The organism is Lactobacillus sp. (genome assembly GCF_051873315.1).
In the GTDB taxonomy this organism is placed as follows: domain Bacteria; phylum Bacillota; class Bacilli; order Lactobacillales; family Lactobacillaceae; genus Lactobacillus.
Map to the genome: position 1 here is coordinate 1 of NZ_JBJEES010000029.1, position 12,785 is coordinate 12,785.

At 49.2% G+C, this 12,785-nt stretch carries 14 protein-coding genes; 8 read left to right on the forward strand and 6 right to left on the reverse strand.

The genetic code is table 11. From position 1 onward, the window contains the following. The 8 genes from ACI32D_RS01290 to ACI32D_RS01325 form a co-directional block, all read left to right on the forward strand. Positions 1-352: NAD(P)H-dependent oxidoreductase (locus ACI32D_RS01290; RefSeq protein WP_439774857.1), on the forward strand; the 352-nt coding region annotated here is incomplete at its 5' end. A gap of 8 nt (positions 353-360) precedes the next feature. Beyond that, the gene (locus tag ACI32D_RS01295) at positions 361-1,521 is read left to right on the forward strand and encodes a MalY/PatB family protein (protein ID WP_439774858.1); all 1,161 of its coding nucleotides are present in this window, start codon (positions 361-363) and stop codon (positions 1,519-1,521) included. A 97-nt stretch (positions 1,522-1,618) separates the two neighbouring features. After that, positions 1,619-2,536 (forward strand): LysR substrate-binding domain-containing protein, encoded by a 918-nt coding sequence (locus tag ACI32D_RS01300; protein ID WP_439774859.1) that lies wholly within the window; start codon positions 1,619-1,621, stop codon positions 2,534-2,536. Positions 2,537-2,633: 97 nt separating this feature from the next. Then, a complete protein-coding gene (locus ACI32D_RS01305; protein WP_439774860.1) occupies positions 2,634-4,031 on the forward strand; it encodes a subtype B tannase in 1,398 nt (465 codons plus the stop codon). 16 nt (positions 4,032-4,047) lie between these two features. After that, positions 4,048-5,229, forward strand: a complete 1,182-nt coding sequence (locus ACI32D_RS01310) for an MFS transporter (protein ID WP_439774861.1) — start codon at positions 4,048-4,050, stop codon at positions 5,227-5,229. 272 nt (positions 5,230-5,501) lie between these two features. Beyond that, entirely contained in the window at positions 5,502-6,491 is a 990-nt protein-coding gene (locus tag ACI32D_RS01315) for an ABC transporter substrate-binding protein (RefSeq protein WP_439774862.1), read from the forward strand. A 46-nt stretch (positions 6,492-6,537) separates the two neighbouring features. Beyond that, on the forward strand, positions 6,538-7,485 hold the full coding sequence (locus ACI32D_RS01320; RefSeq protein ID WP_439774863.1) for an ABC transporter permease: 948 nt from the start codon (positions 6,538-6,540) through the stop codon (positions 7,483-7,485). Positions 7,486-7,487: 2 nt separating this feature from the next. Then, positions 7,488-8,282, forward strand: coding sequence for an ABC transporter ATP-binding protein (locus ACI32D_RS01325; RefSeq protein WP_439774864.1), 795 nt, complete (start codon positions 7,488-7,490; stop codon positions 8,280-8,282). A gap of 52 nt (positions 8,283-8,334) precedes the next feature. Here ACI32D_RS01325 and msrB read toward each other — a convergent pair whose 3' ends face one another. The 6 genes from msrB to ACI32D_RS01355 all read right to left on the reverse strand — a co-directional run. Beyond that, complete coding sequence (gene msrB, locus ACI32D_RS01330; protein ID WP_439774865.1) at positions 8,335-8,760, reverse strand: peptide-methionine (R)-S-oxide reductase MsrB; 426 nt, start codon at positions 8,758-8,760, stop codon at positions 8,335-8,337. Between the two features lie 76 nt (positions 8,761-8,836). Then, on the reverse strand, positions 8,837-9,160 hold the full coding sequence (locus tag ACI32D_RS01335) for a HigA family addiction module antitoxin (RefSeq protein ID WP_439774866.1): 324 nt from the start codon (positions 9,158-9,160) through the stop codon (positions 8,837-8,839). Between the two features lie 18 nt (positions 9,161-9,178). Continuing rightward, entirely contained in the window at positions 9,179-9,460 is a 282-nt protein-coding gene (locus ACI32D_RS01340; RefSeq protein ID WP_439774867.1) for a type II toxin-antitoxin system RelE/ParE family toxin, read from the reverse strand. A gap of 98 nt (positions 9,461-9,558) precedes the next feature. Further along, positions 9,559-10,527: a Fic family protein gene (locus ACI32D_RS01345; RefSeq protein ID WP_439774868.1), complete on the reverse strand. Its 969-nt coding sequence runs from the start codon at positions 10,525-10,527 to the stop codon at positions 9,559-9,561. Between the two features lie 50 nt (positions 10,528-10,577). Beyond that, a complete protein-coding gene (locus ACI32D_RS01350; RefSeq protein WP_439774869.1) occupies positions 10,578-12,068 on the reverse strand; it encodes an ATP-binding protein in 1,491 nt (496 codons plus the stop codon). A gap of 451 nt (positions 12,069-12,519) precedes the next feature. Beyond that, the coding region (locus ACI32D_RS01355; RefSeq protein ID WP_439774870.1) for a zinc ribbon domain-containing protein at positions 12,520-12,785 on the reverse strand (266 nt) is incomplete at its 5' end.

Here is a 12,785-nt window from a genome sequence, read left to right on the forward strand (position 1 = left end):
GTACTGGTACAGCTGCCCGCCCCTTCTGAAGAAATGGGAGGACCTGGTCCTGGAATACGGCTGGGCCTACGGGTCAACCGGGACCAAGCTGCACGGCAAGGAGCTCTTGGTCGCCGTTTCCCCCGGCGCTCCGGCTGACAACTACCAGCACAGCGGCTCCGTCAACTACACGGTAAGCGAACTGCTCCGGCCCTTCCAGGCAACCAGCAACTTAATCGGCACCAAGTATTTGACGCCTTTCGTGACGGCCGGCGCATCGTCAATTTCTGACCGCGACCTGGCTGAGCAGGCGCAAAAATATGTGAACTATTTAAAAAATGACAACATTCCGCTTTTAGCAGCACACGAATAGGAGAAAAAATGAACTACGATTTTGATACGATGATTGACCGCAAGGCCAGCAACTCCATCAAGTGGGAGGTCAAAGACGGCGAGCTGCCGATGACGATTGCAGACATGGACTTCAAGACCGCCCCGGAGATCATAGAAGCCATGCACGAAAAGGTGGACAGCGGGGTCTTTGGCTACGAGTACCCAACTGAAGAATACTTCAAGGCCGTCCAGTCCTGGTATGCAAAAGAGCACGCATCCAGCGCCCCAACCAGCTGGATGACCTTCATGACCGGGGTGATCCCGGCAATTACGGCCAGCGTCAACCATTTCAGCCAGACCGGCGACAAAGTCTTAATGCTGGAGCCGATCTACAACACTTTTTACAACTCAATCATCAACAGCGGCCGGCAGGTTCTGGCCAGCCAGATGACTTATGACCCGGACAAGCTTCGTTATGCCGTTGACTGGGCCGACCTTGAGGAAAAAATGGCCGATCCTTTGACCACCATGATGATCCTCTGCAATCCCCACAACCCAACTGGCCATGTCTGGAGCAAGGAGGAGCTGGAAAAGATCCTGCTTTTGGCCCAAAAGCACGGCGTCATCGTCATCAGTGACGAAATTCACGGGGACCTGGTCCTAGAAGGCGATGACTACACGCCGGTTTTCTCCCTGGATGAAAAGCTGATCAAGAACGCCATCACCCTGGTTTCGCCAAGCAAAACCTTTAACCTGGCCGGCCTGCACGCCGCTACGGCGATCGTGTCCGACCCAATCTTGCGCGAGCGCTTCGTCCGCGCCGTCAACAAATACGACGTTGCTGAACCAAACCTGCTGGCTATCCCGGCATCAATTACCGCCTACACCAAAGGCAATGCCTGGGTCCACCAGCTCAAAGACTATGTTTTGAAGAACCGGAACTACCTGGCTGACTTTTTGAAGAAAAATCTGCCCCAGATCAAGCTGGCTTCTGAGAATTCAACCTACCTGGTCTGGGTCGATGTCAGCTCCGTCACTGACGACAGCGCTGAATTTGCCCGGCAGCTGCGGGAAAAGACGGGCCTAATCGTCAATCCGGGCACTGTCTACGGGGGCAACGGCAATAAGTTCATCAGAATCAGCCTGGCCTGCCCGCTCGCCCAAGTCAAGGACGCGGCAAGCCGCCTGCAGAAGTTCTTTACTGAATAATCCTGAAAAGAGCGCTCAAACGAGCGCTTTTTTCATGCAGTTTAAAAGAATCTTTCCCTTTTTTTGCTAAAGTAGGTCAAAAGAAAGGAGCTCAGAGATGCGAATCGAATACCTGCAACAGTTTATCACCCTCTCTCAAGTCAAAAATTACCAAAAGGCAGCCGACGCCCTCTACATTTCCCAGTCCACCCTGACCAAGCACATCCAAAGTCTGGAAAAGGACCTGGGCTGCCAGCTGGTCCGGCGCAAGGGGCGGAACTTTGAACTAACCGAAGCCGGCCTCCTGGTCGTCCGCTATGGGCACGGAATCTTGGACGCCAACCAGTGGCTCTTGACCGCCCTCAAGGAAAATCAAGCCAACGAAAAGATCGAGATCAACATCGGCTCAACTGCCGTCATGATCGAGTACGGCCTCTTACGCCTCATCAAACAAGCCATGATCGCCATGCCGCGCCTTAGATGCAATGTCCAGGAGCTGGCCGCGGAAGAGATCAACACCCGCTTTGACCAGGACAAGGTCGACCTGGTCTTCGTCAGAGAAACCGCCCCGGCTAAAAAATCTCCCGCCAGCTGCAACATTTTAAAAGAAGATCTGGTCGCCATGTGCCCAGCCGCTTCGCCTTTAGCCAGCCAAGATCAAATCAGTCTAGCCGAACTCGAAGACGAACCCCTCTTGTCCACACCCATGACCAGCCCGGAATACCGCTTGCTTAGCCAGTGGTTTGCCAACTATTATGAAAATCATGACCAAACGGATCTGAACAAGTACCCTAACGTAGTTTTTACCGCCAACCGGATTGAAAACCTGGTCTCCATGGTCCAAGCTGACGCTGGCACCGCCATTTTGCCCAGAAAGCAGGCCGAATACTACCAGGCCAAGGACACGGTCATCATCCCCCTTAAAGAAGATCTGCCCCTCTACCTCAATCTAGTGGTAAACCCTCATCTCTTAGACGACCAGCAGCGCCCGCCCAAACACATCCGCCGCTTCATTGAAATCGTCCTGGGTAAATGATTACCTTTTGGAATAAGTCCCAGCTTAAAGCGAATTGATAAAAGCGTTTTCTCCTCCTAGAATTCTAAGTAAGAAATCTGAAGGAGGAAGATAAAACATGACAGAAGCAAGCAAAAAATTACTTTTTGACCCGGAAAAATACACGGTCAAGCAGACAGAGGACGGCTTTGCATACTGCAGCTGGGAAGGATTGGACTACGTGGCTAAGCCTGCAGATCCAATTCAGAAAGTGAATGTATTCGCTCCCGCCGCCTACGCTAAAGGCGAAAAGTGCGCTGCCTACAGCAGAGAAACCGCCCCGATCTTTATGCCCAACACGGTTGGCGGCTATATGCCAGGTCCCCGCGACTACCCGGGCAACAAGAATTTTCCATCCAACTCCAAAACCATCGTGGCTGCTTTAAAGCGCGGCTATGTCGTAATTTCAGCTGGTCTGCGCGGGCGGACTTTGGCAAGCGGCAAGGCACCAGCCTTTATCGTCGACATGAAGGCAGCAGTTCGCTGGGTTAAGTTCAACTCTGGCCGCCTGCCAGGCAACGCCCAAAGAATCATCACCAACGGGACCAGTGCCGGCGGGGCGACCAGTGCCTTGACGGGTGCTAGCGGCAACAGCAGCTTTTTTGCCAAATATCTGGCAGAAATCGGAGCAGCACCTGGGACTGACGATATCTTTGCCGTTTCCGCCTACTGCCCGATCCACAACTTGGAACACGCCGACGCCGCTTATGAATGGGAATTCTGCGGGATCAACGACTGGCACCGGACCAAGATTGACGGCTTCAAGGATGGGGAACCGAACTTTGTCCCAATCTCCGGTGAATTGACTGAGGAAGAAAAGGCCCTCTCCCCGCAATTAAAAGACCAGTTCATTGCCTACCTCAACTCCTTAGAGCTGAAGGATCCGGAAACTGGCACCCTTCTTTCCCTAAACCCAGACGGCAGCGGCTCTTTCCGTGACTTAATCGTCAAATACTTGAAGGCTTCTGCCCAAAAGGCATTGGCTGACAAGCCGGAATTAGCGGAAGCTGACTACTTGACGGTTGAAGACGGCAAGGTTACCGGCCTTGACTGGGACAAGTACCTCCACTTCATCACCAGAATGAAGGCTGTTCCTGCCTTTGATGACTTGGATGCTCAAAGTCCGGAAACCGACCTCTTCAGTGAGATTGGCGGCCAGCCCCGGCACTTTACCCAGTTCTCTCAAGAACACAGCCATGTAGACACAACTTTGGCGCCGGCAGATTTGATCGCCGCGGTCAACCCGATTACCCACCTGCTCAGCGGCAAGACAGACACGCCAAAGTACTGGCGGATCCGGCACGGAGCCAGCGACCGGGACACTTCCTTTGCTATTCCGGTAATCCTGGCCACCCTCTTGGCCAACCAGGACAAGGAAGTCGACTTTGCCCTGCCATGGGGGATCCCGCACAGCGGCGACTATGACTTAGATGATCTTTTCGCCTGGATCGACCAGATTATGCAGAAAGAAGGCTAGGGTCATGGAGAACACAATGAGTAAGAGCAAAAAGCAAGTCAATTCCGGCAGCTTGATGTTCAAGACCGCGATCCTGTCTTCCACCCTGCTTTTAACTGGGGTGGGCCTGGGCTCAGTCTTCCTGCCGAGCTTAAAGGCCAGCTATCCAGGCATCTCAGACGTCATGCTCAAGTCCTTCGTCTCCCTGCCTAACGCCACCCAGCTTTTAGCCCTGGTTTTGGTTGGCCTTTTGACCAGCAAATTTGGCAAAAAGAACCTGCTTATGTTCGGGGCCCTGCTCTTCGTGGCCAGCGGGATCGTGCCCATGTTTGTCAGCAGCTTCACCGTCATCTTGATTGCCCGCCTCTTCTTGGGTTTCAGCGTGGGCCTGGTTCAGCCAATCGGTACCAGCCTTTTGGCCGACTACTACACCGACCAGGAAAGAAACAAGCTGATGGGCTTCCAAAGTGCCTTTTCCGGCCTGGCCAACACCTTGATGACCTTTATCGTTGGCCTCTTCATCCAAACCAGCTGGCGGACCGGCTTTAGTGTCTACTTGATCGGTTTGATCATTTTCTTCCTGACCTGGATCTACCTGCCAAAAGACCAAAAAGTTCAAGCTCCAGCAGATATGCCAGCTAAAGGTAAGACCAAGCTCAACTTGAATGTCATCTGGTGGATGCTGGCCATGTTCCTCTTTAATATGGCCTATAGTTCCGGAATCCTGGAATTCAGCCTAACAGTCGTGGAAACTCATTCCGGGACCGCGACTGACGCCGCCAATGTTACAGCCGGCGTTGCCATCATTTCCTTGGTAGCTGGCCTTTTCTTTGGCAAGTACATGCAGCTGGCCAAGAAATATGCCGGGATTTTAGCTATCGCCTTGATTGGGGCCGGCAACTTCATCATGGGCCTGGGCGACGGGATGGGTGCCTTTATCACCGGTGACTGCATGGTTGCCCTGGCCTTCGGCCTCTTTATGCCATACGTTATGGCCGCCGTCAACCGCAATTCCACCAAGGAAAACTCAGCTGGCTTGACTGGCCTGGCCCTGTCAGCCGGTTCCGTGGCCAACTTCGTGTCGACCTATTTCTATGCTGCTTTTGGGAAGATTTTTGACAACACTAGCTCCCAGTTTGGCTTTATCTTCGGCGGCATCTGCTGCGTCCTCTTGGTTATCGAAATGAGTTTTATGCTCAAGAAGAAGATGCTGGACTAAAATCCGATTATTCTCCCTAATCTCTTATCAATAGCTTTTTATCACTAATTATCCTCAGAACTCAATCATTCAGAAATACCGCTAAGCAGATATCTTTAGCGGTATTTCTTTTTCTCTGACAAAAAATAAGCAGTTTTATCAATAGAGATCTTTTTAGCAGTTGAAAAGAAAAATCTATTGACAATAAGCCAAGTTCCTTTAAAATTAAGACTATGAAATAAAGATTACAGAAATATTAAATTACTTTTTGTCTGATATGGGAGGAACAAATCATGAAAGAGGTCAAGCGAATTATGGTCGCCGCTGCCGCAGCCGTCATGGCGCTCACGGCAGCTGGCTGCAGCTCATCATCGTCATCATCATCCAGCAAGTCTTCTTCCAAGGTCTACAAGATCGGCATCTGTCAGCTGGTCCAGCACGAAGCCTTGGACGCGGCTACTAAGGGCTTCAAGGATGAAGTCACCAAGGAACTGGGGAAGAGCCATGTCAAGTTCGACACGCAAAACGCTCAAGGTGACTCCTCAACAGCCACCACGATCTGCAACAACTTTGCTTCTGAAAATGAAGACTTGATTTTGGCCAACGCGACGGCATCCCTGCAGGCAGCCAGCGCGGCTACTAAGTCAATTCCAATCTTGGGAACGGCGGTTACCAACTACCAAGTGGCCTTGAACCTGAAGAAGTTCAACGGTACGGTTGGCGGCAACATTTCCGGGACTTCCGACCTTGCTCCTTTGGACAAGCAGGAAAAAATGATCAAGGACTTTGTTCCTAAGGCTAAGAAGCTGGGCATCCTCTACTGCTCAGCTGAGCCAAACTCCAAATACCAGGCTGATGAAGTGGCCAAGTACGCCAAGAAGGACGGCTTAAAGGTCACTAAGTACACTTTTTCCGACACCAACGACGTCAACTCTGTTACCCAGCAGGCAGCTAGTGCCAGCGACGTCATCTACATCCCAACCGACAACACTGCCGCATCCTGTGCAAAGACCATCAACAACGTGGCTCTGAAGGCCAAGGTGCCGATCATCGCCGGTGAAGAAGGGATCATGAGCAAGTGCGGGGTTGCCACCCTGTCTATCGACTACTACGGCCTGGGCAAGCAAACTGGCAAGATGGCCGTGCAAATCCTCAAGGGCGAAAAGAAGGTCGGTCAAATGCCGGTTCAATACTACAAGAACCCAGTTAAGGAATACAACCCAACCATCTGCAAGAAGCTGGGCATCAAGGTTCCAGCCGGCTACAAGGCTTACAAGAACTAGTTTTTAGTTTCATTTTGTAAAAAGCTGCTTGAGACTGGAGGACATTATGGCAGGATACTTATCATCATTGAGCTTCCTCGACTTGGCTGGCCGTTTGCCAGCGTCAGTCGCGCAAGGGCTCTTCTGGGGCATTATGGCCCTGGGCGTTTACATTACTTTCCGGATCTTGGACATCGCGGACTTGACGGTTGACGGGACCTTCGCTACAGGCGGGGCAGTCTCAGCCGTCTTGATCATGAAGGGCGTCAACCCCTGGCTGACGGTTCTGGTAGCCCTCTTAGCAGGTCTATTGGCCGGCGCGGTAACGGGCTGGCTGCACACCCTCTTTGGGATTCCGGCAATCCTGGCCGGGATTTTGACCCAGTATGCCCTCTACTCCATCAACTTAGCCATCATGGACTTCAAGGCCAACACGGCCATCAGCTCTTTGACCCCTGGCCTGGTTATCTCTGGTTTGACGGTCAACGAATCTATCTTGGTCTGCGGTTTGATCGTCATCGCTTTGGTCGCTTTGATGTACTGGTTCTTCGGGACTGAGCTTGGGTCATCCCTTAGAGCGACCGGTTGCAATCCGGAAATGAGCAAGGCACAAGGCATTAACATCAACCGGATGAAGGTTTTAGGTCTGGCCATCTCCAACGGCTTAGTTGCCGTGGCCGGTGCCCTGTCCTCCCAGTACTCTGGTTTTGCTGACGTCAACGCCGGCCGTGGGTCAATCGTTATCGGCCTGGCTGCTGTCATCATCGGTGAAGTTTTAGGCGAAGCAATTTTGGGCAAGAAGCTCAACTTTGCCGGCCACTTGATTTTCGTCGTAGTCGGGGCGATCATCTACTACGTGGTTTACACTTTGGTTCTGTGGCTGAAGATGAACCCGAACATGATGAAGCTGTTCACGGCTATCATCGTTGCCCTCTTCTTGGCGGTGCCATACCTGAGAAGCCGGGCCAAGAACTCCTTTGCCAAGGCGGGCAAGAATGCTAGAAAAGGGGCTTAAAAATGCTAGAACTGACCAACATTACCAAGACTTTTAACCCCGGGACGATTAATGAAAAGCATGCCTTGAACGGGGTCAACTTGAAGCTGGAAGACGGCGACTTCGTGACGGTTATCGGGGGCAACGGGGCCGGCAAGTCAACCACCTTGAACGCCATCGCGGGCGTTTGGCCGGTTGACACGGGCTCTATCGTTATCGATGGCCAAGACGTAACTGGCCTGCCGGACTTTAAACGGGCGCCTTGGATCGGCCGGGTCTTCCAAGATCCAATGACCGGGACGGCGGCAACCATGCAGATTGATGAAAACTTGGCCTTAGCTGCCCGGCGGGGCAAGCGCAGAGGGCTTAAGTGGGAAGTTACCGCTAAAGAACGGGAAGAATACAAGGAAAAGCTGAAGGTGCTCAACCTGGGCCTGGAAGACCGGTTGACTGCTAAAGTAGGCCTTTTGTCCGGCGGGCAAAGACAGGCTTTGACCTTGCTGATGGCAACTCTGGTCAAGCCAAAGGTTCTACTCTTGGATGAACACACGGCGGCGCTTGACCCGAAGACGGCGGAAAAGGTCTTAAACGCGACCGACCGGATCGTCAAGGAAGGCAAACTGACCACGATTATGGTGACTCACAACATGAGGGATGCCATTGCCCACGGCAACCGCTTGATTATGATGAACGATGGCAAAGTCGTTTTGGACATCAAGGGCGAAGAAAAGAAGAAACTGACAGTGGAGAAATTGCTCCACCAGTTCGAAGTCGTGTCCGGCGAGGAATTCGCCAGCGACAAGGCAATTTTAGGTTAGAAAAGAAGAAAACTGGCGATTTCCAAAGCAAGGAAGTCGTCAGTTTTTTCGTTTATTCGAAAAGCTGCCGGTATTCGCCGTAACCCGCTTCTTCCAGCTGGTCGTAAGGGATGAACTTGAGGGCAGCAGAGTTGATGCAGTAGCGCAGGCCGCCCTTGTCCAAGGGGCCGTCGGTGAAGACGTGGCCCAGGTGGGAGTCAGCCTGGCGGCTGCGGACTTCGGTTCTTTCCATGCCAAAGGACTGGTCCCGGTGCTGGGTAAGTTTAGCGAGGGGCTTGGTAAAGGCTGGCCAACCACAGCCGGAATCGTACTTGTCCAAAGAGGAAAAGAGGGCTTCCCCGCTGACTACGTCGACGTAGATTCCTTTTTCAAAAAAGTCGTCGTACTCACCGGTGTAAGGCGGTTCAGTCGCCGCGTTTTGGGTCACGGCATACTGCATTGGCGTCAGCCGGTCTTTCAAATCTGCTTTTTCGTTCATCTTGATCACCTCATCTATTTAGATAAGGCTATTGTAGCTTGGTTAGATTCGCGAGGCCTTGATCTGGATCAAGAAATTAATTAAGAGATTCCTTATTTTTGGCCTGTACCTCTGTAAAAGGCTTAATTGCTGACAAGTCACGGCTAAGCTTCTTCTTTGCATCCCGCAGATCAATATCACTCTGCAGATTAAGGAAGTAAGTATCTGACACGCCAAAGAACTTGGCTAATCTGAGTGAAGTGTCAGCAGTGATTTTCCGTCTGTCATGCAAGATATCCTGGATTCTAGACGTTGGAACATTAATGTACTGTGCCAGCTTGTAAGCACTAAGGTCTAACGGCTGCATGAATTCTTCATTGAGAATTTCACCAACTGTAGGCGTCTTGATATGTTCAGTCATTTCGGTCACCTCTAAGCTCTAGTGATAGTCCACTATTTCGACATTTTCAGCATCTCCGTCTTCGAAATTGAAGCAAATCCGGTATTGCGAATTAATTCGGATGCTGTATTGTCCTTCTCTATTTCCTTGCAGCTTTTCCAACCTGTTTGCAGGTGGCATCAGCAAGTCATTTAATGATTGTGCCGCATCGATCATAATCAATTTCATCAAAGCTTTTCTTTGAATTTCTTTCGGAATACGCTTTGAAAAAATTTGATTGAAGACTTTCTCAGTCTCTTTATCTGCTATGCTAGTAATCATGATTTTATTATACCTGCCTTACGTGTACATGTCAAACAGATGCACTGCCGACAACTTAGTTATTCTAAAAAAACAGTCATGTACATGGTCTCTCAACTTCAGCGCAGACTTTTTAGGACTCTCTCCTGTCCAGCAGTTAAGATCCGTAGCATTTCTTCAACGAAGAAAGTCAGCTCTGCCCTGTTTTCTGCTCTATCAGCTTCTTTGGAGATGCGGTAGTAGCTAGGCAGCTGAGCATGAATTGCCGTAGAAACAGAAAAGCCAGTAAAACGATCATACTTGCCAGACAGATAGGCAGACAAAAGATACCGGCCCATCCGGCCATTGCCGTCCAAGAAGGGATGCGTGTTTTCAAAGAAGAAGTGAGTTATTAGAGCTTTGAAAATTGCTGGCAAATCGGCTTTGTTCATAAAGGTAATCAAGCTGCTTAAGGCCTTAGAGATAGCAAGTTCAGATACCGGCGGAACATGGACGATTTTGGTAGCTGAGCCAATTACGATGGTGCCATAGGGCAGTTCATCCCGGAAAAGCTGGCCGTTTGGCTGCTTGTCTGCTGGAATTTCACCTCTAAGAAGTTCGTCGTAGATATCACGGAAATCGTGTAAGCAATTGATTTTTGGAAGGCTACCTTGGTACATGCGAACCATTGACCCAAGCCGCTTCCCCTGCTCTTCTGGATGATCACCGATACTTTTGATGATTGCGCTAAGTTCGGCTGCATCGGTTTCGACGCCCTCTATACTGTTGGTGTTAATGATTTCGTCAAGAAGGAGGTCATCCAGAAAGTGACTGACAGCTGCCTCGGGCAAATCTTGACTTACTTGAACGAGCTCCCAAGAGTTGCGGTTAAACTTGCTGAACAGCTTAACCATCTCAGTCGTGTAAATGAAGAAGAGCGGATACTGTGCGGTCTGCCGGCCGTCCTTTTTGTAGTCAAGCAAGGGATGCATCTGAGTCACAACTGCTGAAACATTGTTTAAACGCCACAGATATTCCGTTTCAACGGAGAAATCTGTGTCATACTCATGCTGGTATTTTGTAATCTCCAAAGGCTGATACAGCTTCATCTTCCTGCCTCCTTCTTTCCCTTAAAGCAGCAAGCTTTAGCTCTTACTACCTAATCTAAATTTATAAAGAAGTATACGCCTCTCTTTTCCCGTCTCATAATTCCAAGGTCACAACATTTTCGTATAATCCTTGTTGCCGCATCAGGCCTAATATTAAAAAAGATGGCCAATGCGTCTCTATTGAATGAATAATCTGATTTATATTTCATATAAAAATCAGCTAGTTTCTCTAATGTTCGAGCTTGAAAGGGACCTTGTCTATTCTTTTGCTTGCCAATTTTTTCAATTGCGTCAATTATATTGTCTACTGCAGGCGGGTCTAATCTGATCGGTAAATCTTCTGCTTTTATCTCATACTCTAAAAAGCTCTTTTCAATATTTTGTGCTCCAAGTTTATTCGCTAACGCACTTTTTTCAACGATTTGACCGCTAAGTTTATTCGCTAACGCACTTTTTTCGACGGTTTGGCCGACAAGTTTATTCGCTAACGCACTCTTCTCGACGGTTTGGCCGACAAGTTTATTCGCTAACGCTACTTTATCATCGATTTTGCCGACAACTTCCTTCGTTAGCGAATCTTTCTCAGCCATTTGCCCCTTAGATTTGTTCGCTAACGTGGATTTCTCATCGGCTTGGCCGACAACTTCCTTCGTTAGCGAACCTTTCTCAGCCATTTGCCCCTTAGATTTGTTCGCTAACGTAGATTTCTCATCGGTTCGGCCGACAACTTTCTTCGTTAGCGAACTTTTCTCAGCCGTTTGACCCTTAGATTTGTTCGCTAACGTGGATTTCTCATCGGCTTGGCCGACAACTTTCTTCGTTAGCGAACCTTTCTCAACCGTTTGGCCCTTAGATTTGTTCGCTAACGTGACTTTCTCATCGGTTTGTGGCCCAACTTCCTTCGTTAGCGAACCTTTCTCAGCCATTTGCTCCTTAGATTTGTTCGCTAACATGGTTTTCTCATCGGCTTGGCCGACAACTTTCTTCGTTAGCGAACTTTTCTCAACCGTTTGACCCTTAGATTTGTTCGCTAACGTGGATTTCTTATCGGTTTGGCCGACAACTTTCTTCGTTAGCGAACTTTTCTCAACCGTTTGACCCTTAGATTTGTTCGCTAACGTGACTTTTCCAGTATACTGTGGCGGGATTTTTTGTACTCTCTTAGTGCCCGTAAAGCTTCTGTTGGGCATAGTAACAAGGAAGATGTTTTCATCAGAATAGAAAGTCGGCTCTTTGCTATAGTTCTTGTACGAATTCAGTATGCGCTGAATACCGCTACCTCTACGATCCATAAAACCCAGCCGCCCAAAGATATCTGAAATCTTTTCATTTCTTCTCATTGAGGGAATATGTTCTTTATTCATATTCTGTATACGACTGCCGCTCATCATTCCACCAGGGGACATTATCTCCATGCGGTCATCAAAGATATCCACATGAATTTCAGTTCCTAAAATCTGATAGTTCCGGTGGATTAAAGCGTTCACGAGAACTTCTCTAACTGCTTTGAATGGATAATCGCTTTTCTCTTCTCTTACCATTCCCCTAATCGTCCACCTATTTTTAGAATTAGTGCGGATGAAATCCTCAGCATTTGACAGCAGCGTTATTAAACTCGCATCTCTATACTCTTTATCATCCAGAGCATCCCGAATTCAAAAACATATCCATTAATATTCAAGTGAACACTAATGAACATATTCTTGTCCTCTAGCTGAAGCTAGAGGATTTTTTTAGGCTTTTTCACGGGGAAATGCCTTGTGCGCTCAGTTGTATGTACCTCCACTAAAGTTTCCCTTAGCTTCTGATACTTTTATCATACGCACAGTCAAAGAGTTCGCCATATTTTGCTTAACAAAACCCGAAAGCTCAGTCTCACAAAACGGGCAGGAATATATCCTAAGTTTCCCTAGTGCCGAGGCTCTAGGGCAGCGCCCAGTCCATGACTTGAAGCAGGGACGAACCCACGCTTGTGACGCTTTGATTGATAGACTATGCCATCACCAACTGTTTGTTTGCGTAACGGTCTTCAAGAATCAACTTAACATTCTTGTATGGCATATATTTCGTTATTTCTTTGTCATCCGCTCTTTGCAAAATATTTACCGCTGCTGCTGTATTTGCGTTCATTTCTCCACAGTTTGGGCAGACGGCTGTTTCATGATGTGCACCTTTTCTTTCACTGAAATGCGCACCACATCTTGGACAGAACTGAGACGTATATGCTGGATTAACGTCAATGGTTTGAATTCCCAGAC

What these genes read in the sequence shown, in the direction of transcription:
- ACI32D_RS01325 (WP_439774864.1), top strand. Translation starts at nt 7,488, where the DNA reads ATGCTAGAACTGACCAACATTACCAAGACTTTTAACCCCGGGACGATT.
- ACI32D_RS01320 (WP_439774863.1), top strand. Translation starts at nt 6,538, where the DNA reads ATGGCAGGATACTTATCATCATTGAGCTTCCTCGACTTGGCTGGCCGT.
- ACI32D_RS01340 (WP_439774867.1), bottom strand. Translation starts at nt 9,460, where the DNA reads ATGATTACTAGCATAGCAGATAAAGAGACTGAGAAAGTCTTCAATCAA.
- ACI32D_RS01300 (WP_439774859.1), top strand. Translation starts at nt 1,619, where the DNA reads ATGCGAATCGAATACCTGCAACAGTTTATCACCCTCTCTCAAGTCAAA.
- ACI32D_RS01295 (WP_439774858.1), top strand. Translation starts at nt 361, where the DNA reads ATGAACTACGATTTTGATACGATGATTGACCGCAAGGCCAGCAACTCC.
- msrB (WP_439774865.1), bottom strand. Translation starts at nt 8,760, where the DNA reads ATGAACGAAAAAGCAGATTTGAAAGACCGGCTGACGCCAATGCAGTAT.
- ACI32D_RS01350 (WP_439774869.1), bottom strand. Translation starts at nt 12,068, where the DNA reads ATGGTAAGAGAAGAGAAAAGCGATTATCCATTCAAAGCAGTTAGAGAA.
- ACI32D_RS01335 (WP_439774866.1), bottom strand. Translation starts at nt 9,160, where the DNA reads ATGACTGAACATATCAAGACGCCTACAGTTGGTGAAATTCTCAATGAA.
- ACI32D_RS01315 (WP_439774862.1), top strand. Translation starts at nt 5,502, where the DNA reads ATGAAAGAGGTCAAGCGAATTATGGTCGCCGCTGCCGCAGCCGTCATG.
- ACI32D_RS01305 (WP_439774860.1), top strand. Translation starts at nt 2,634, where the DNA reads ATGACAGAAGCAAGCAAAAAATTACTTTTTGACCCGGAAAAATACACG.
- ACI32D_RS01310 (WP_439774861.1), top strand. Translation starts at nt 4,048, where the DNA reads ATGAGTAAGAGCAAAAAGCAAGTCAATTCCGGCAGCTTGATGTTCAAG.
- ACI32D_RS01345 (WP_439774868.1), bottom strand. Translation starts at nt 10,527, where the DNA reads ATGAAGCTGTATCAGCCTTTGGAGATTACAAAATACCAGCATGAGTAT.